Here is a 17563-nt window from a genome sequence, read left to right on the forward strand (position 1 = left end):
GCTCGATGAACGCCTTTGCCATGAAGTCCGTTGCCGTCGAGACCCGGATGCCGGTCCTCGTGATCGACGATCATCCGATCGTGCTCCAGGGCTGCCGCCGGGTGCTGGAGGATGCCGGCATCGAGACGGTGGCCGAGGCGACCACCGTGGTCGACGGCTACCGGGCGTTCCACCGCCTGCGCCCGCCGATCGTGATCTGCGACCTGACGTTCCAGGGCAGCGGCCTGGCCGGCCTCGGCCTGATCCGCCGCATGTGCGCGGTCGAGCCCAAGACCCGCATCCTCGTGTTCAGCATGCACAACGATCCGGTGATCGTGGCACGCGCGCTCGAGGCCGGCGCGCTCGGCTACGTGCTCAAGGACCACGCCTCGGCCGAGCTGTTCGAGGCCTTCGAGAAGGTCCGGGCGGGGCAGGTCTACCTCGACCGGCGCCTCGCCACCGAGGTCGCGATGCTGCGCACCGACGCCCGCCGCACCCCCGAATCCCAGCTGACGCCGCGCGAGCAGCAGATCCTCGCGCGCCTCGCGCAGGGCAAGTCCTACGGCGCGATCGCGACCGACCTGTCGGTGAGCTACAAGACCGTGACCAACGCCTGCTCGCAGATGCGCCAGAAGCTCGGCGTGCGGACGCTGGCCGAGCTGATCCACGTCGCCGTCACCGAAGCCCAGCGTCAGGGCTGACCGATCCGGCGGCGGCCGCGCCGCGCGACACGACGAGAGGCCGAACCATGGGCGATGCGGAAACCGGCACGTTCTCGCAAGCCGCGTGGGCGCGCAACGCCGCGCTCTACGAGACCATCCGCACGATGCCGTTCAACGCCGAGCTCGCGGCCGGCACGCTCGGCCGGTCGCGCTTCACGCATTACATCGTCCAGGACGCCCATTACCTCATCGGCTTCGGCCGCGCCCTGAGTCTCGCCGCCGCCAAGGCGCCGGAGCCCGACGGCATCGTCCTGTTCGCCAAGGCGGCGGAAGAGGCGATCGTCGTCGAGCGCGCGCTCCACGGCGGCTTCTTCCGCGACTACGGCATCGGCGCGGAGGCCTTCGCGGCGACGCCGCTGACGCCGGCCTGCGATCACTACGTCGCGTATCTCATGGCGACGGCCTACGCCGAGCCGTTCGAGGTGCTGCTCGGGGCGCTGCTGCCGTGCTTCTGGATCTACGCCGAGGTCGGGCGGGACATCCTGGCGCGCGAGAGCGCCGGCAATCCCTATCGCGCCTGGATCGACACCTATTCCGGAACGGACTTCCAGGACGCCGTCGCCCGGATGATCGCGGCGACGGACGAAGCCGCCCGCGGGGCGTCGCCCACCGTTCGCGAGCGGATGCACAAGGCCTTCACCCACGCGACTAGGCTCGAATGGATGTTCTGGGACAGCGCCTACCGCGAAGCCGCCTGGCCGGTGTGACGGCGGGTCTCGTGCGGCCGATCCAGCGCTCTAAGCACCGGCATCGGTAAGGACCGTTTCGACCGGACCTGCGTGCGTCGCGCCTCCTCGAAGGGAGAGGGGGACACACCACCGATGCGAAAGGGGCGGAACGATCGGATTGGAGCGGGCGACGGGAATCGAACCCGTATATTCAGCTTGGGAAGCTGACGTTCTACCACTGAACTACGCCCGCGCCGGGCCGCGTTTCGGCAGCGCGGCTGGACCATAGCAGAGCCGCCGACGTTGTCCACGGGGTCGATGGTCCTGCGGTCGTGGACGGTCTCTGCCAGACATCTTCTTCGGGCGGCAGCCCGGCACGCGATGCTCCGGCAGCGGCCACACGATCGCCGCGCGCAGGCCATCGCCGCCGTATCCGTTCCCATGGCGACGCCGTTCCACTATCACCCGTCGGACCTGCACCCACGATGCGTGCGGCGTCCGCCTCCGGCGGGCGGCGCCGGCCGAGGACCGATCCGAGATCCATGGACGCCCCTTCCCCCCTGGCCGCGCCCGCGGACAATCCCGCGCGGCTGATCCTCGCTTCGGCCTCGCCGCGCCGGCTCGCGCTCCTGCAGCAGATCGGCATCGAGCCGGACGCCCTGCTTCCGGCCGACGTCGACGAGACGCCGCTGAAGTCCGAATCGCCACGCGAGCTCGCCCGGCGGCTCGCGCGGCTGAAGCTCTCCGCGGCGCAAGGGGCGCTCCACCTCCACGAGCACGGCGGGAAGAGCTGGGTGCTGGCGGCCGACACCGTGGTCGCGGTCGGCCGCCGCGTGCTGCCCAAGGCCGAGGTGCCCGACGAGGCCGCCGACTGCCTGCGCCTGCTTTCCGGGCGGCAGCACCGCGTGTTCACGGCGATCTGCCTGCTCTCGCCGAAGGGCGCGCGGCGCGAGCGCATCGTCGAGAGCCGGGTGCGGTTCAAGCGCCTGTCCCAGCGCGAGATGAGCAGCTACCTCGCCTCGGGCGAATGGCGCGGCAAGGCCGGCGGCTACGCGATCCAGGGGCTGGCCGGCGCCTTCGTCGTCAAGCTCGTCGGCTCGCACTCGGCCGTCGTCGGCCTGCCTCTCTACGAGACGATGGCGCTCCTCGACGGCGAGGGGTTCCCGGTGCGGGCCGGCTGGGGCGCGATGGCATGACGACGGTCGCGAAGCTGCCCCCCTGCCCGATCTGCGGCAAGCCGGCCGATCCGAAGCTGAAGCCGTTCTGCTCGGAGCGCTGCTCGGACATCGACCTCGGCCGCTGGCTCAGCGACCGCTACGTGATCCCGGCCGCCGATGACGAGGACGAGGACGCGTTGCCGGCCGCCCGGAAACCCGACCACGAATAGCGGGAAAATCATCCAGCCGATGCGCCCGATCAGGCTGGACAGGCCCGGAGGCACTGACTATACCCCCGCCCTGTCGAGCCGCCACGCGGATCGGCGAAGGCCCAGGTAGCTCAGTTGGTAGAGCATGCGACTGAAAATCGCAGTGTCGGCGGTTCGACTCCGTCCCTGGGCACCATCCCTCCCCAGCGTCTGAACTGGATTCGCAGCCGCGGCTGTTGGACTTGTTCGTGCCTGCGCGGACGCCCTCTCAGGTGGCGCTCGATCCCTCGACGATCTCGGCCAGCCTCTCCGCCGTTTTCAGATCCTCCGGCGTGTTGACGTTGAGGAACGGGTCGATCGGCTCGATCGGCCAGCGCACCACCGCGGCGCCGTGACGGCCGATGAAGCCGCCGACGCGGCGCTCGCCGCGCTCGACGAGCGCGGCACGCAACTCTGCCCGCAGATGGATCGGCCAGAGCGCCACGGTGTAGTGCTCGCGATCGCCCGAGGCGGCGACCGAGATCGCAGCCGCCTCCCGGGCTGCGGCGAGGCGGGCGACGAGGTCGAGCGGCAGGAACGGCGCGTCGCAGGAGACGCTGACGACGGCGTCCACGTCGGCGTGGAACGCGGCCGCATGGTCCAGCCCGGCCAGGACGCCGGCGAGCGGGCCGGGATGGCCGGCGACGCCGTCGGGCAGGACCGGCCCCGGAAAGCCGGAGAACCGCGTCGGGTCGCCGTTGGCGCTGAGCATCAGCCCGGCCGGGCATTGCGGCGCCAGGCGCCCGGTCACCCGCTCCAGCAGCGTCCGGCCGCCGAGGGTGCGCAGCACCTTGTCGCCGCCGCCCATGCGGCGGGCGAGGCCGCCGGCCAGGATCAGGCCCAGGACCGGCGGCATCGTCGTGCCTATTCGAAGACGATCTTGGGCGCCGCCCGGCCGGCCGGTGCCGCGGTCAGGTTGTCCCAGAGCTTGCGCGCGATCTCTCGGTAGACCTGGGCCTGCGGCCCGTCGGGGGCGACGGCGACGACCGGCTGGCCGGCATCGGACGATTCCCGGATCGTCATGTTCAGCGGCACCTCGCCGAGGAACGGCACGCCGAGGCGCTGCGCCTCGATTCGCGCGCCGCCATGGCCGAAGATGTGCGATTCGTGGTTGCAGTTCGGGCAAATGAAGGTCGCCATGTTCTCGATCACGCCGAGGATCGGCACCGCGACCTTCTTGAACATCGTCACGCCGCGCCGCGCGTCGATCAGCGCGAGGTCCTGCGGCGTCGAGACGATCACGGCGCCGGAGAGCGGCGTCGCCTGCGCCATGGTAAGCTGCGCGTCGCCGGTGCCCGGCGGCATGTCGACGATTAGCACGTCGAGCTCGCCCCAGAGCACGTCGCGCAGCATCTGCGTCAGCGCCGACTGCACCATCGGGCCGCGCCAGATCATCGCCGTCTCGGGCTCGATCAGGAAGCCGATCGACATCACCTTGAGGCCGTAGCCTTCCATCGGCTCCATGCTGCGGTTGTCGACCACCTTCGGCTTGCCGGAGAGGCCGAACAGCTTCGGCACCGAGGGACCGTAGATGTCGGCATCGAGCAGGCCGACCTTCAGGCCCTGCGCCTTCAGGGCGAGGGCGAGGTTGCAGGCGGTGGTCGACTTGCCGACGCCGCCCTTGCCCGAGGCCACCGCCACGATGTGGCGGACGCCCGGCAGGGCCGGCCCCTGGCCGGGAGGCGCGCCGGGACGCGGCGGCGCAGCATTCACCGGAACCGGGGCGGCCTTGCTCTGCTCCGGCATGCCGGGGCCGCGCTCGGAGGTGAGGCTCGCGAACACGCCCGAGACGCCGGGCATCGACAGCACCTTGCCCTCGGCCGACCGGCGGATCGGCTCGAAGCGCGCTGCCTCGCTGGCGTCGATCAGGATCGAGAACATCACGCGGTTGGTCGGGTCGACGACCACCTGCGACAGGCGGCCGGACGCCGGCAGGGTGGTGCCGGCGGTATCGATGGTCACGCTTTGCAGCGCGCGCAGCACGTCGTCTCGGGTGATCGCCACGGTCGGCCTCCTTCGCCGCGTCCGGCGTCTCTGGATCTCGAAAGGGATGGTTCCGGCCCATGTAAACAGCCGTGCCGGAAACGCCAGCCGAAGCGGGCCTACCACCATGCGGCGCCTGTGCGCAGGCGATCGAACCAACCGATGCGTCATCCGTTGTGACACGACCGCCGGCGCGGGCGGCAGGGAGAGCCGGTGCGCCGTCACCATCTGGAGAGACCTACGCGATGCATCAGGGCAATCACCGCGACCACGAGGGCGCGAAAAAGCTGTTCGAGCTGGTCAAGGACGTCAAAGTGGCGATGATGACCACCGCCGACGCCGACGGCACGCTCAACAGCCGTCCGATGTGGAATAACGACATCGACGAGAACGGCGACCTGTGGTTCTTCACCAAGCTGCACTCGCCCAAGACCGCCGAGATCGGCCGGGACAACCAGATCAACCTGTCGTACTCCGACCCGTCGAGCCAGACCTACGTCTCCATCGCCGGCAAGGCGGAGATCGTCAGCGACCAGGCGATCATCGACGCCAAGTGGACCGAGAGCCTGAAGACTTGGTTCCCGAACGGCAAGGACGACCCCGAGGTGGCGCTGCTCCGCATCCACCCCGAGCAGGGCGAGTACTGGGACAGCCCGAACAGCAAGATGCTGCACCTGTTCGGCTACGTGAAGGCCTCGCTCACCGGCGAGAGCCCGAAGACGGAGACCAAGAAGGTCGACCTCGCCTGATCGCGGCGGCCTGAGCCGCCTTCGCGACGACAGGCGGCGTGCCCGGTGCGGCGCGCCGCCTTTTTCGTGCCCGCGCCGCCGCCTCCGTTGACACTGGCCCGCCGGTCATGCGCCCTCGGGGCTCCGTGACGCCCGCCCCGAGGTTCCAAAGACATGCTCGATCTCGCGCGGCGGGTGCACGACCACAATTTCGGCATCGACCCGATCGTGCGGTCGCTGCTCGACACCGACTTCTACAAGCTGCTGATGGCGCAGACGATCCTGCGCCGACACTGCGACGTGGCGGTGACCTTCGGCATCAACAACCGCACGACCCGCATCCGCATCGCCGACGAGGTCGACGCCGGCGCGCTGCGCGAGCAGCTCGATCACGCCCGCTCCCTGCGCCTGTCGCGCGGCGAGGCGACCTGGCTGCGCGGCAACGCCTTCTACGGGCGCCGCCGCATCCTGTCGGCCGACTTCATCGCCTGGTTCGAGGGGTTTCGGCTGCCCGAATACCAGCTCGAGGCGCGGGACGGGCAGTACGAGCTCACCTTCCACGGACCGTGGGTCGAGACCACGATGTGGGAGGTGCCGGCGCTCGCCATCCTGAACGAGCTGCGCTCGCGCGCCGTCCTGCGCGACCTCGGCAAGCTCGACCTGCAGGTGCTGTACGCGCGGGCGATGACGCGGGTCTGGGAGAAGATCGAGCGCCTGCGCAAGCTGCCCGACCTGTCGATCGCCGATTTCGGCACCCGTCGCCGGCACGGCTTCCTGTGGCAGGACTGGTGCGTGCAGGCGATGGACGAGGGCTTGGGCTCCAAGCGCTTCCTCGGGACCTCGAACTGCCTGATCGCGCTCCGCCGCGAGGTCGAGGCGGTCGGCACCAACGCGCACGAGCTGCCGATGGTCTACGCGGCCCTGGCGGAGGACGATGCGGCGCTCGCCCGCGCGCCCTACGACGTGCTGCGCGACTGGCAGGAGGATTACGAGGGCAACCTTCTCGTCGTGCTGCCCGACACCTACGGCACCACCGGATTCCTCGCCGGCGCGCCCGACTGGCTCGGCGACTGGACCGGCATCCGCATCGATTCGAAGGACCCGATCGAGGGCGGCGAGGAGGCGATCGCGTTTTGGCGCTCCCGCGGCGCCGACCCGCGCGAAAAGCTCGCGATTTTCTCCGACGGGCTCGACATCGACACGATCGAGCGGATCCACGCGCATTTCTACGGGCGCCTGCGGATCGGTTACGGCTGGGGCACCCTGCTCACCAACGATTTTCGCGGGCTGGTGCCGGAGGGCCGGCTCGATCCGATCTCGATCGTCTGCAAGGTGACCCATGCCAACGGGCGCCCGACGGTGAAGATCTCCGACAACCCGACCAAGGCGCAGGGGCCGGCGGACGCCGTCGCGCGCTACAAGCGGGTGTTCGGCGTCGGCGCGCAGGATGCGATGGCGGTGGTGGTCTGAGCCGGCCGATCGCGCCGGCCCCCGGCGCAGCTTCCATTGAAGTCGTGTCACAGACTGAAGATTGAAATTACGCGGTCTCCGTTCGCGGTCGGCGTGCGCTATGTCCCGCCCCGATACCGGCGCGTCGCCTTCCGAGGAGGCGCGCGAACCAAGCCGGAACAGCAGGGACGCGGATGCCATGTCACGGATCGATCGACGCGCGCTGATCGGAGCAGCGGGTCTGGCGCTCGCAGGCCCCACCCTCGGGGGTTCGGCACATGCCGCGGATGCCCCTGCACCGAAGCCAGCCGAGGCGAAGGACGTCACCCGCACGCTGGCGCGCTGGGTCGTGAACGCCCGGTTCGAGGATCTGCCCGAGGCGGTGCGCCGGGAGGCGACGCGAACCTTCCTGAACTGGGTCGGTGTCGCCATCGGCGGCTCGCATCACGAGACGCTGGACGTGGCGGTCTCCGCGCTCGCGCCGTTCTCGGGGCCGCCCCAGGCCGGCCTGTTCGGCCGCACCGAGCGCTTCGACATCATGAACGCGGCGTTCCTCAACGGCGTGTCGAGCCACATCTTCGATTACGACGACACCCACCTGAAGACCGTCATCCACCCGGCCGGCCCGGTCGCCTCGGCGATCCTCGCCTATGCTGAGATGCACCCGGTCTCGGGGCGCGACTTCCTCGACGCGCTGGTGCTCGGGATCGAGACCGAGTGCCGGATCGGCAACGCGGTCTATCCCAACCACTACGACGTCGGCTGGCACATCACCGGCACCGCCGGCGTGTTCGGGGCGGCGGCCGCCGCCGGCAAGCTGATGGGCCTCACCGAGCAGCAGATGGTGTTCGCCCTGGGGCTGGCCGCCTCGCAGCCGGTGGGCTTACGCGAATCGTTCGGCTCGATGAACAAGAGCTTCAACCCCGGCCGCGCCGCCGCCAACGGCCTGTTCGCCGCGATCCTCGCGGCCAAGGGCTTCACCTCGTCGGACGGCATGATCGAGGCCAAGCGTGGCTGGGCCAACACCGTCTCGACCAAGCAGGATTATCGCGAGATCACCGAGGGGCTCGGCACGCGGTACGAGAGCCTGCTCAACACCTACAAGCCGTTCGCCTGCGGCATCGTCATGCATCCGGCGATCGATGCTGCGATCCAGCTTCGCGACGAGGAGCACCTGAAGCCCGAGCAGATCGCGCGCGTCGACCTGAAGGTGCATCCCCTCGTGCTCGAGCTCACCGGCAAGACCGCCCCGCAGGCGGGATTGGAAGGCAAGTTCAGCATCTACCACGCGGTCGCCGTCGCGCTGGTCGAAGGCGCGGCCGGCGAGAAGCAGTTCAGCGACCGCGCCGTTCGCGATCCCGTCGTCGTCGCGTTGCGCGACAAGGTCGTGCCGGTTGTCACGCCGGGGATCGCGGCGGCACAGGTCGACATGACCGTCACGCTCGCCGACGGGCGCACGCTGCACCGCCGCATCGAGCACGCGATCGGCAGCGTCGAGCGTCCGATGAGCGACGCCGCCCTGGAGCGCAAGTTCACCGATCTCGCCGACGGCGTGCTGCCCGCGGCGCAGGCCCGCCGGGTGATGAGCCTGTGCTGGTCGCTCGATACGCTCAAGGATGTCGGCGACGTGATTCGCGCAGGGGTTGCGCAAGCCTGACGATCACGAGCCCGTGAAAACCCGCCGCAACGGGAGGGATCGTTTCGCGGCGCCGTGCCGTTCCCCGTTCGCACCGGCGAGAGCACGGGCGTTGCGGGCGTGAGCGTACGGTTCGGTGGCGGCATGGCGACGAAGACAGACGACCCTCCCATCCCGGTGCCGTCTCCCACCCGGATCGCCGCCGCCGAGACGCCGAAATCGGCGCTGGTCTCACCGGTCCTCGTCAGCGCGATCATCATCGCGGCGCTCTATGTCGGGCGCGAGATCTTCATCCCGATCGTCATCGCGGTTCTGTTGTCCTTCGTGCTCGGGCCGCTGGTCGCGCTCCTGCGCCGCTGGCACCTGCCCCGCGTCGTCGCGGTCGGCTCCGCGGTGGTGTTCACCCTCGGCATCGTCGCCGCCCTGGCGACGCTGATCGGCGTCCAGGTCGCGGGCCTCGTCGGCGACGCGCCGCGCTACCGCTCGACGATCGAGCGCAAGATCGAGGGCCTGCGCGACAGCCCGGTCGCGCATCTCACCGATTACGTCGCCAATATCGGCCGGGCGATCCACGATGCCGGCAATACCGAGAAGGCGCCGAAGCCCGAGGCGGAGGCGAAGCCCGGCCCCGAGACGAAGCCGGCGCGGCCGGCCTCGGAACCGGCCCCCGTCCTCGTCGAGATGCGCCAGACGCCGCCCGGCCCGCTGGAGACGGCGAGCACCCTGCTCTCCCCGGTGATGCAGCCGCTGGCCACCACCGGCATCGTCTTCGTCGTGCTGCTGTTCGTCCTGATGCAGCGCGAGGACCTGCGCGACCGGATGATCCGCCTCGCCGGATCGAGCGACCTGCACCGCACCACCGTCGCGATGGACGACGCCGCGCGGCGGCTCAGCCGCTACTTCGTGGTGCAGCTGGCGCTCAACACCGCCTTCGGGCTGGTGGTCGGCATCGGCCTCTACGTCATCGGCGTGCCCAACCCGGTGCTGTGGGGTATCGTCTCGGCGATGATGAGGTTCGTGCCGTATATCGGCGCCTTCCTCTCGGCCCTGCTGCCGCTCCTGCTGGCGGCGGCCGTCGATCCGGGCTGGGACATGGTGATCGCCACCGCGATCCTGTTCCTGGTGCTGGAGCCGCTGACGGGCCAGATCGTCGAGCCGATGCTCTACGGCCATTCCACCGGCCTCTCGCCGTTCGCGGTGCTGATCTCGGCTCTCTTCTGGACCTGGCTGTGGGGGCCCGTCGGGCTTCTGCTCTCGACGCCGCTGACGGTCTGCCTCGTCGTGCTGGGGCGGCACATCGACAAGCTCGAGTTCCTCGACGTGCTGTTCGGCAACCGCGCCGCCCTGACGCCGGTCGAGAACTTCTACCAGCGCATCCTCGCCGACGACCCGGAAGAGGCGCAGGAGCACGCCGAGCTGATCCTGCAGACCTGCTCGCTGTCGGCCTATTACGACGACGTGGTTCTGAAGGGCCTCGAGCTCGCCGCCCGCGACGCCGCCCGCGGCGTGCTGACCCTCGAGCAGAAGACCGACATCCGCGCCTCCGTCAGCGAGCTCGTCGACGCGCTCGCCGAGCGCGACGACCGGGTTCCCGCCGCGCCTGCGGCCGATGCCGACGACGGTGCCGAGGGGGATGCGAAGGCCGATCCCGAAGCGGCGCAGCCAAGCCGGGAGGCGATCCCGCCGGCGTGGTCTCGCGAGGGCGCGGTGCTGTGCGTCGCGGGGCGGGGCTTCATCGACACGCCGGCGGCCGCGATCCTCGCACAGCTCCTCGCCAAGCGCGGGCTCGGGACGCGGATCGTACCGTTCGGCGACGTGTCGCGCGCGAAGATCGCCGATTTCGACCCCGGCGAGGCGCAGATGACCTGCATCGTCTCCCTGGCGATCAGCGGAGAGCCGGGGCACCTGCGACGGCTCGTCGATCGCCTTCGGCGCCGGATGCCCGACGTCCCGATCGTCGTCGGGCTGTGGCAGGCGGACGACGATGCCGCCGGCCGCGGCAGCATCCCGGCGGCCGAGCACGTCTCGTCGCTCGGCAGCGCCGTCGACACGGTGCTGGCCCATGTGCACGCCGAGCCGGAGCCATCCCCCATGCCGGTGGCTGCGCAGGCTTGACGGAAACGGCCGAAACCCGCCTTCCTGCCGCGATGCAGGATCGAACGGGGAAAAGCCGATGAGCGTCGTCGAACTCGGCCGGTTCATGGACGATCTCGCCGACGCGTCGGGCCAGGCGATCCTGCCGTTCTTCCGTGCCCAGTATGCGCTGACCGACAAGGCGGCGGGCACGGCCGCGTTCGATCCCGTGACCGAGGCCGACCGCGCCGCCGAGCTGGTCCTGCGCAACATGATCCGCGGGCGGTTTCCCGCCCACGGCATCCTCGGCGAGGAGTTCGGCTCGGAGCGGCTCGACGCGGAATGCGTCTGGGTGCTCGACCCGATCGACGGCACCCGCGCCTTCATCACCGGCATCCCGACCTGGGGAACCCTGATCGGCCTGACCCGGAACGGGAGCGCCGTGCGCGGCCTGATGCACCAGCCCTATCTCGGCGAGCGCTTCACCGGCGATGGACGCACCGCACGCCTGCGAAGCTCGCGCGGCGAGCGCACGCTCCATACCCGCCGCTGCTCCGACCTGTCGGCGGCGATGCTCGCCACCACCGATCCGCGGTTGTTCACGGACGGCGCGGAAGCCGATCGGTTCCGGGCCATCGAGGGTCGCGTGCGCATGTCGCGCTACGGCACCGACTGCTACGCCTATTGCATGCTGGCTTCGGGCCAGATCGACCTCGTCGTCGAGGCCGGCCTGAAGCCCTACGACATCGTCGCGCTGATCCCGATCGTCGAGGGTGCGGGCGGCGTCATCAGCGCCTGGGACGGCGGTCCCGCGACCGGCGGCGGCCGGATCGTCGCCGCCGGCGATCCGCGCATGCACGCAGCGGCGCTGGCGATTCTGAACCCGTAACCGGTCGGCGCCAGAAACCGCATTGCGACCCGTCTCGACGAACTGAACCGTCCATGCGCCCCGGCCGTTCCTGGTCGTCCGCAACGCTTCCTCCCGGCCGCCCGTGCTCCTCGCCGCACTCCTTCTCCTGACGACGCTGCCGCCGCTGGCCGAAGGGTCTGTCGACGCGCTCCGGGCGCACGCGGTCGGCCTGCAGACACCGTCGGTCGAGGCGGCACCGTATTATCAGCACGTCGCGCGGGCGGTCTCGAACTGGCGGGCCCAGGCCGGTACCGAGCTTCGGCCGGTCTCGCTCGCCCTAGTCGCGCAGGTGGCACCCACCGAGCCGGCCTACGTCGCGCGCTGCGCCAAGCTCAACAATTACTGGTGCATCAAGAGCGCGCGCTGGTCGGGCGAGGTCGGTGCCGACGCCGAGGGGCATACCGGCTTCGCCACCGCGGCGGACGGCGCCGACGCCGCGGCCGGGCTGCTCCGGCGATACTACCGGGATTATGGACGCCGCACGGCCCTGGCGATCGTGCGCCGCTGGGCGCCGGCCTCCTGCGGCGTCGCCACCGCTCCGCTTGCGGCCAGGGCCAAGCCGACCGCCCTCGCGCCGCGCGGGATCGGAGGCACGCTTCGGGCCCGCTTCCTGGCGCGCCACCTTCCCGGCGGCGCCCGGCGCGGCGTCTCGCGGGCGCCGCGCACCGCCCTGCGGGTGCAGCCTTGGTCGCCGCTCGCCCGGATGAGCGGCCATCCGGCCCGGCGCCCTTCGATACAGGCCAGGGCGATGCAGAAGCCCGTCGCGGATATCGCGACCGGCCTCGCCGACAGGCCGACGCCGACCGTACGGTTTCCGGCCCCGCGCGGGGCGGACGATCCCGCCGCGCTCCTCGCCCGCAAGGTGCCGTCGCCGGATCGCCTCGTGGCCGATTCGGCCCTGTTGCCGATGATGGTCTCCGGCCTGGCGATGGGGGATCTGCGTGCACCGGCCCCGCTCTGCGGCAACGACGAGGTCCGGATCGGCAACTACGCGGCCGCCATCGCCAGGAGCGTGGGCCTGCGCGCCACGGACGACCTCGCGCTGTTCTCGCCCGACGGCAGCCCGCTGCCGAACCTCGCCCCCGTCATGCGCGCGATGTCGGGGGTCGAGCTCGGCGCGTTGCACGCGGGTCCGCCCCTCGTGGAGGCGGCGATCGCCCGGCTCGGTCCGACCCCCGCGGCGACGGCCGATGCGGCCAAGTAGCCTTCACCGAGCCTTGTCGCGGCCCCCTCCCCGCGCCACCTGAGCGGCGACGGCCGACCGGCTGGCCCTTCGCGTTTCCCGAGCCCCCGAGCCCGCCCTTGCCCATCCAGAGTTTCGCCGCGCGTGCCGGCTCCGCGGTCAAGGCCTTCGCGGAAGCTTCGAGCGACTTCCTGATCCAGCCGACGCTGCGGCTCGGCGTCACCGGGCTCGCCCGCTCGGGCAAGACCGTGTTCACGACCGCCCTCATCCACCATCTTGTCGAGAGCCATGCGCTCCCCGCCTTCGCCCCGGCGCAGGAGGGACGCCTGCGCCGCGCCCGCCTCGTGCCGCAGCCGGACGACGACGTTCCGCGCTTTCCCTTCGAGGAGCATTTCTCGGCGCTGACGGAGTCCCACCTCTGGCCGCGTTCCACCGATCGGATCAGCCAGTTCCGGCTCGCGATCGAGTACGAGCGCGCCGGCGGCTGGCGCTCCGGCCCGGGCACGCTGATGCTCGATGTCGTCGACTATCCCGGCGAATGGCTGCTCGATCTCGCGCTCCTGGAGCAGAGCTACACAGCGTGGTCGCGGGCGACCATCGCCGGGACCCGGCGCGCCGGCCGCGGCGGGATGGCCGCGCCGTGGCTCGCGATGCTGAGGGGGCTCGATCCGGCGGGGCCTCTGGACGAGGTGGTGGCCGAGCGGGCGAGCGCCGCCTTCACCGCCTATCTCGCGGCTCTCCGGGCCGGCCCGGAGATGGTGGCGACGACGCCGCCGGGCCGGTTCCTGATGCCGGGCGACCTCGCCGGCTCGCCGGCCCTGACCTTCGCCCCGCTCGACGAGCTGCCCGAGACGATCGCGCCGGGCACGCTCGCCGGGCTGATGGAGCGGCGCTTCGAGGCCTACAAGGCCAAGGTCGTCGTGCCGTTCTTCCGCGATCACTTCCAGCGCGTCGACCGACAGATCGTGCTGGTCGACGTGCTGGCCGCCGTCGATGCCGGGCCGGCGGCGCTGGCGGAGCTGGAGGAGGCACTGGATTCCGTCCTGCTCAGCCTGAACATCGGCCGCAACACGTTGCTCTCGCGGCTGTTCGCACCGCGGGCCGACCGGATCATGTTCGCCGCGACGAAGGCAGACCACCTGCACCAGACCAGCCACGATCGGCTCGAAGCGCTGCTGCGCCTGCTCGTGTCGCGCGCCATGCGCCGGACCGAGGCCGCCGGCGCCCGTGTCGGCACCGTGGCCCTGGCGTCGGTCCGCGCCACCCGCGAGACCACGATCCACGACGGCGACGCCGTGCTGCGCGCCGTCGCCGGGACGCCGGAGGCCGGCGAGACGGTCGGCGACGAGGTGTTCGACGGGACGGCCGAGGCCGCGGTGTTCCCGGGCCATCTCCCTGCCCGCCCGGAGGGGGTGCTCGAGGGCGCGGTCGAGCCCGGCTCGCTGCGGTTCCCGCGATTCCGCCCGCCATCGATCAAGCCCGACGCGCTGGGGCGTCCCGGCCACCTGCCGCAGATCCGCCTCGACCGGGCCATGCAGTTCTTGATCGGCGACAGGCTGACGTGATGGCGGCCCTGACGAGAACCCCGAGGACGATGCCGTGAGCTCGACCCAGCGCCCGCGCGCCTTCCGCATCCCCAGCGCCGATGCGCCCCCGGCCGTCGAGGGAATCCCTTCGATGCCGGCCGCCCCGACCGGCGTCCGCATCGTCGAGGATCCAGTCGAGATCCTCGACGCCGCCGACGGCACGCCCGTGCCGATGGCGAAGTCGCGCGGCGTGCCTTGGGGCGGCCTGCTGCTGTCGGCCGCGGGCGGCCTCGTCTCCCTCGGGGTCGGCTTGTCGGTCGAGCGGCTGATCGCCGATCTGTTCCAGGCGGCGCCCTGGCTCGGCGGCGTCGCGCTCGCGCTCCTGGCGCTCGCCGGCCTCGCTCTCCTGGCGATCGTCGTGCGCGAAGTGCGCGGGCTGTGGCGGGAGCGCAAGATCGAGCACCTGCGCCAGGCCGCCGTCGCGGCGATCGCGACCCGCGATCACAGTGCGGCGCAGGGGGTGGTTCGGGATCTCGCCGCCTTCTATGCGGATCGAACGGCGTTGGCGGCGGGCCGGCAGCGGCTCGAGGCTTCGGCCGACGCGATCCTCGACGTCGACGATCGCATCGGCCTCGCCGAGCACGAGCTGTTGAGCCCGCTGGACCGGCAGGCGCGCAATGCCATCGCCACCGCCGCCAAGCAGGTCTCGGGCGTGACCGCGCTCAGCCCGCGGGCGATCGTGGACGTGGCGTTCGTGATCTATTCCGCCGTGCGGCTGCTGCGCCGGATCGCGGCGATCTACGGCGGACGCCCGGGCTTCCTCGGCTTCCTGCGCCTGGCCAGAGCCGCCTTCGCCCACCTGACCGTCACCGGCGGAATGGCGGTCGGCGAGAGCATGATTCAGCAGGTGCTCGGCCTCGGCATCGCGGCGCGGGTCTCGGCCAAGCTCGGCGAGGGCGTGCTCAACGGCCTGATGACCGCGCGCTTCGGCCTCGCGGCCCTCGCGGTCTGCCGCCCGCTGCCGTTCGTGCGCGAGGCTCCGCCGCGCCTGTCGGACGTCGCCGGCGAGCTTCTCCGCCCGGCCGAGCCGGAGCCGAAGCCGTGATGCTCAGGACTGCGCGCGCTTCTGCACCGCCTCGGCGTTGCGGCGGTTGGCGATGCGGGTGAACATGTTGCCGGTGTAGTCGGCGACCTTCGGCTTCTCGACGGCCACGAGCTGGGCCTCGAACGCCTCGATGCGCTTGAGCAACGCGGCGTCGCCGAAGATCGAGCTGTTGAAGGAGGTGTGGGCGCGCTCGCCCAGCGCCGTCTGCACGGCGTCCAGTCGCACCAGAAGCTCTTTTCGCGTCACGTCGATCTCCCGCGGGCCGGATCGCCCGTGATCCGGCACCCATCAGCGCGGGCTTGGGTAAACGAGAGGTTAACCGCCGGGCGCGATCGAACCGACGGGCTCAAAGATCCTTCATGAACCCGGCGAGCCGCATCAGCCCCTCGGGCCACGGCCCATGGCCGCTCGCGACGTTGACGTGGCCGGATTCGCCGGCGTCGACCAGGGCCGATCCCCAGGCCGCGGCGAAATCCTCCGCGCGCTCGTAGCGGCAGTACGGATCGGTTCGGCTCGCCACCAAGAGCGACGGGAACGGCAGCGGCGCGCGCGGCAGCGGCGCGAAGGCGCGCACGCTGTCGGGCAGGTTCGGCGTCTCCTCGACGTCCGGCAGCGCCACGAACAGCGCTCCGACGACGCGGCCCTCGGGAAGCTTCGGCACCGCCTCGACGCAGGCGACGACGCCGAGGCTGTGGGCGATGAGGATGACGGGCCGTGTCGCGGCCGCGACCGCCTCGACGACGCGACCGCACCAGGCCTCGGGCTCGGGCGCATGCCAGGACTGCTGCTCGACCACGCGGGCGGTCGACATGCGGCCGGCCCAGCGCGCCTGCCAGTGGCCCTCTTCCGAGCCGCCCAGGCCCGGAACGATCAGAATGTCGCAATCGGCGGTCTTCATGGTCGCGTGCCTACCGTCTCTCGGCGCGAGGGTCGAGAACGAAGAAAGGCGGCACCTCGCGGTGCCGCCTCTTGGATCGGGTCGATCGCTCCGGCTCAGAGCCGGTGCGCGGTACGGTCTTCGCCCTCATACGCGGGCTCGGTCTTGAGGCCGGCCTTCTGCGCCGCGGTTTGGATGTTGTCGGGGTCGAGGGCGGTCTCGACGAACTCGCGGCCACGGCTGGTGAACTCGCGGGCGTAGCGCAGGCCCTGGTCGCGGACCTCGTCGGCATAGGGACCAATGTTGCGGTCCTCCTGGCGCGTGCGCGGGAGCAGCGCGCCGATAAGCAGGCCAGCAGCGACGCCGACGACGCCGACCAGCAGCGGGTTCTCGGTCACGAATTGCTCGACGGCGGTGCGACCGCGATCGAGTTGGTCGCTGCCGCGCACCACCGCGTCGTCGATCCGTCGCATGTGGTCGCGATGGACGCCGGAGACCCAGTTGCGGGCCTCGTCGGCCGCACCGCCGAGGCGATCGCGGACGTCGTCGGCCAAGTCGGCGGCACGATCGCGCGTGCGATCGGCGATATCCGCGGCCCGATCCGCCGCATCGCCCGCCGCCGCGCGAGCCTGACCGGCGACGCTGCCGACATCGGGTCCGGGACCGGCCTGATGATCGTGCGGCGACGCGTCGGGCCGTCCGATCGGATCGCGGAGGCCCGTGGGATCCGCCCGCAGGGTGTGGTCGGCCGCCTTCGCATGCGGGTCGAGGTGGACCGGGTCCAGGCCGGCGGCGTGCAGGCCCTGGTCAACCTTCGCGGCGGCGGCCCGGGCGAGGTCCTCCGGCAGGTGGTTGTCGGTCGTGGCCGACTTGCTCGTATCGCTCATGGCGTGATCCTTCAGAACTCGTACGCGGCTGGCAATGTCCGCAGGTGGCGGCCCGTCAGGCGCGGGTTTCGTCCATCAGCGAGGGTTTCGGCTGGCGGGTGGGCAGATCCGGATCGTAGACCCGGGCCGCCCCGTCGTTGAGCACCGGGACGCGCTCGGCCGAAGCCTGCGTCCGGCGGCGCGTCGCGTCCTGGGACATCCGATGCAGCAGCCAGCCGACGCCGGCGGCGATCAGCAGGACGGGAACCGGATTGCGGCGGACCGCCTCGAGCGCTCCGTCGTAGGCACCGCTGACGGCGGGTGCGCGGCGGGCGTTGCCGAGCATCTCGTCGACGAGGCTGGACACCGAGAGGCGGCCCTGGATGCGGTCGATGGTCTCGTCGAGGCGCGCGCGGCTCTCCTCGATGTCCCGCTCCATCTCGTTCATCGAAC

General features: G+C 71.2%; 18 protein-coding genes and 2 tRNA genes. 13 read left to right on the plus strand and 7 right to left on the minus strand.

Features of this window, described 5'->3' with window-relative positions; genetic code table 11:
• Positions 1-20 precede the first annotated feature (20 nt).
• Together MKK64_RS19475 and MKK64_RS19480 are read left to right on the plus strand one after the other, a co-directional pair.
• Positions 21-680, plus strand: coding sequence for a response regulator (locus MKK64_RS19475; protein ID WP_409567979.1), 660 nt, complete (start codon positions 21-23; stop codon positions 678-680).
• A 47-nt stretch (positions 681-727) separates the two neighbouring features.
• Complete coding sequence (locus tag MKK64_RS19480; RefSeq protein ID WP_243936558.1) at positions 728-1408, plus strand: TenA family protein; 681 nt, start codon at positions 728-730, stop codon at positions 1406-1408.
• Positions 1409-1548: 140 nt separating this feature from the next.
• On the opposite strand, the gene MKK64_RS19485 is transcribed toward MKK64_RS19480, so the two are convergent.
• Positions 1549-1622, minus strand: a tRNA-Gly gene (locus MKK64_RS19485).
• 289 nt (positions 1623-1911) lie between these two features.
• On the opposite strand from MKK64_RS19485, the gene MKK64_RS19490 reads away from it, so the two are divergent.
• The 3 genes from MKK64_RS19490 (at position 1912) to MKK64_RS19500 (ending at position 2931) form a co-directional block, all read left to right on the plus strand.
• Complete coding sequence (locus MKK64_RS19490) at positions 1912-2565, plus strand: Maf-like protein (protein ID WP_147726001.1); 654 nt, start codon at positions 1912-1914, stop codon at positions 2563-2565.
• Positions 2562-2756, plus strand: coding sequence for a DNA gyrase inhibitor YacG (yacG, locus tag MKK64_RS19495; RefSeq protein ID WP_147841057.1), 195 nt, complete (start codon positions 2562-2564; stop codon positions 2754-2756). The genes MKK64_RS19490 and yacG overlap by 4 nt, the downstream gene beginning before the upstream one ends.
• Positions 2757-2855: 99 nt before the next feature.
• Positions 2856-2931, plus strand: a tRNA-Phe gene (locus MKK64_RS19500).
• Between the two features lie 72 nt (positions 2932-3003).
• Here the strand turns inward: MKK64_RS19500 and mobA are convergent.
• Positions 3004-3630, minus strand: coding sequence for a molybdenum cofactor guanylyltransferase MobA (gene mobA, locus MKK64_RS19505; RefSeq protein ID WP_243936559.1), 627 nt, complete (start codon positions 3628-3630; stop codon positions 3004-3006).
• 8 nt (positions 3631-3638) lie between these two features.
• Complete coding sequence (locus tag MKK64_RS19510) at positions 3639-4778, minus strand: Mrp/NBP35 family ATP-binding protein (RefSeq protein ID WP_147725998.1); 1140 nt, start codon at positions 4776-4778, stop codon at positions 3639-3641.
• A gap of 224 nt (positions 4779-5002) precedes the next feature.
• Here MKK64_RS19510 and MKK64_RS19515 point away from each other — a divergent pair, with 224 nt between their 5' ends.
• The 8 genes from MKK64_RS19515 (at position 5003) to MKK64_RS19550 (ending at position 15367) form a co-directional block, all read left to right on the plus strand.
• Positions 5003-5506 (plus strand): pyridoxamine 5'-phosphate oxidase family protein, encoded by a 504-nt coding sequence (locus MKK64_RS19515; RefSeq protein ID WP_147841060.1) that lies wholly within the window; start codon positions 5003-5005, stop codon positions 5504-5506.
• A gap of 153 nt (positions 5507-5659) precedes the next feature.
• Positions 5660-6955 carry a nicotinate phosphoribosyltransferase gene (locus MKK64_RS19520; RefSeq protein WP_243936560.1) on the plus strand — a complete coding sequence of 432 codons (1296 nt, stop codon included), beginning with the start codon at positions 5660-5662 and terminating at the stop codon, positions 6953-6955.
• Between the two features lie 178 nt (positions 6956-7133).
• A complete protein-coding gene (locus MKK64_RS19525; protein WP_147841062.1) occupies positions 7134-8591 on the plus strand; it encodes an MmgE/PrpD family protein in 1458 nt (485 codons plus the stop codon).
• 123 nt (positions 8592-8714) lie between these two features.
• Positions 8715-10685, plus strand: a complete 1971-nt coding sequence (locus MKK64_RS19530; protein ID WP_243936561.1) for an AI-2E family transporter — start codon at positions 8715-8717, stop codon at positions 10683-10685.
• A 58-nt stretch (positions 10686-10743) separates the two neighbouring features.
• Positions 10744-11532, plus strand: a complete 789-nt coding sequence (gene hisN / locus MKK64_RS19535; protein WP_147841064.1) for a histidinol-phosphatase — start codon at positions 10744-10746, stop codon at positions 11530-11532.
• A gap of 103 nt (positions 11533-11635) precedes the next feature.
• Positions 11636-12757, plus strand: a complete 1122-nt coding sequence (locus tag MKK64_RS19540) for a hypothetical protein (protein WP_243936562.1) — start codon at positions 11636-11638, stop codon at positions 12755-12757.
• Between the two features lie 104 nt (positions 12758-12861).
• Complete coding sequence (locus MKK64_RS19545; protein ID WP_409567982.1) at positions 12862-14301, plus strand: YcjX family protein; 1440 nt, start codon at positions 12862-12864, stop codon at positions 14299-14301.
• Between the two features lie 34 nt (positions 14302-14335).
• Positions 14336-15367 carry a YcjF family protein gene (locus tag MKK64_RS19550; RefSeq protein ID WP_243936566.1) on the plus strand — a complete coding sequence of 344 codons (1032 nt, stop codon included), beginning with the start codon at positions 14336-14338 and terminating at the stop codon, positions 15365-15367.
• A gap of 3 nt (positions 15368-15370) precedes the next feature.
• On the opposite strand, the gene MKK64_RS19555 is transcribed toward MKK64_RS19550, so the two are convergent.
• The 4 genes from MKK64_RS19555 to MKK64_RS19570 all read right to left on the minus strand — a co-directional run bounded on the left by MKK64_RS19555 (position 15371) and on the right by MKK64_RS19570 (position 17558).
• Positions 15371-15592 (minus strand): hypothetical protein, encoded by a 222-nt coding sequence (locus tag MKK64_RS19555; protein ID WP_243936568.1) that lies wholly within the window; start codon positions 15590-15592, stop codon positions 15371-15373.
• Positions 15593-15713: 121 nt separating this feature from the next.
• Entirely contained in the window at positions 15714-16265 is a 552-nt protein-coding gene (locus MKK64_RS19560; protein WP_243936570.1) for an RBBP9/YdeN family alpha/beta hydrolase, read from the minus strand.
• Between the two features lie 95 nt (positions 16266-16360).
• A complete protein-coding gene (locus tag MKK64_RS19565) occupies positions 16361-17131 on the minus strand; it encodes a hypothetical protein (RefSeq protein WP_243936572.1) in 771 nt (256 codons plus the stop codon).
• Positions 17132-17186: 55 nt separating this feature from the next.
• A complete protein-coding gene (locus tag MKK64_RS19570; RefSeq protein WP_147727464.1) occupies positions 17187-17558 on the minus strand; it encodes a DUF3618 domain-containing protein in 372 nt (123 codons plus the stop codon).
• Positions 17559-17563: the final 5 nt, after the last annotated feature.

Origin of the sequence: Methylobacterium sp. E-025, from assembly GCF_022829705.1 — a bacterium.
Taxonomy (GTDB): Bacteria; Pseudomonadota; Alphaproteobacteria; order Rhizobiales; family Beijerinckiaceae; genus Methylobacterium.

What these genes read in the sequence shown, in the direction of transcription:
- hisN (WP_147841064.1), top strand. Translation starts at nt 10,744, where the DNA reads ATGAGCGTCGTCGAACTCGGCCGGTTCATGGACGATCTCGCCGACGCG.
- MKK64_RS19565 (WP_243936572.1), bottom strand. Translation starts at nt 17,131, where the DNA reads ATGAGCGATACGAGCAAGTCGGCCACGACCGACAACCACCTGCCGGAG.
- yacG (WP_147841057.1), top strand. Translation starts at nt 2,562, where the DNA reads ATGACGACGGTCGCGAAGCTGCCCCCCTGCCCGATCTGCGGCAAGCCG.
- MKK64_RS19560 (WP_243936570.1), bottom strand. Translation starts at nt 16,265, where the DNA reads ATGAAGACCGCCGATTGCGACATTCTGATCGTTCCGGGCCTGGGCGGC.
- MKK64_RS19570 (WP_147727464.1), bottom strand. Translation starts at nt 17,558, where the DNA reads ATGAACGAGATGGAGCGGGACATCGAGGAGAGCCGCGCGCGCCTCGAC.
- MKK64_RS19530 (WP_243936561.1), top strand. Translation starts at nt 8,715, where the DNA reads ATGGCGACGAAGACAGACGACCCTCCCATCCCGGTGCCGTCTCCCACC.
- MKK64_RS19520 (WP_243936560.1), top strand. Translation starts at nt 5,660, where the DNA reads ATGCTCGATCTCGCGCGGCGGGTGCACGACCACAATTTCGGCATCGAC.
- MKK64_RS19475 (WP_409567979.1), top strand. Translation starts at nt 21, where the DNA reads ATGAAGTCCGTTGCCGTCGAGACCCGGATGCCGGTCCTCGTGATCGAC.
- MKK64_RS19525 (WP_147841062.1), top strand. Translation starts at nt 7,134, where the DNA reads ATGTCACGGATCGATCGACGCGCGCTGATCGGAGCAGCGGGTCTGGCG.
- MKK64_RS19515 (WP_147841060.1), top strand. Translation starts at nt 5,003, where the DNA reads ATGCATCAGGGCAATCACCGCGACCACGAGGGCGCGAAAAAGCTGTTC.
- MKK64_RS19490 (WP_147726001.1), top strand. Translation starts at nt 1,912, where the DNA reads ATGGACGCCCCTTCCCCCCTGGCCGCGCCCGCGGACAATCCCGCGCGG.
- mobA (WP_243936559.1), bottom strand. Translation starts at nt 3,630, where the DNA reads ATGCCGCCGGTCCTGGGCCTGATCCTGGCCGGCGGCCTCGCCCGCCGC.
- MKK64_RS19480 (WP_243936558.1), top strand. Translation starts at nt 728, where the DNA reads ATGGGCGATGCGGAAACCGGCACGTTCTCGCAAGCCGCGTGGGCGCGC.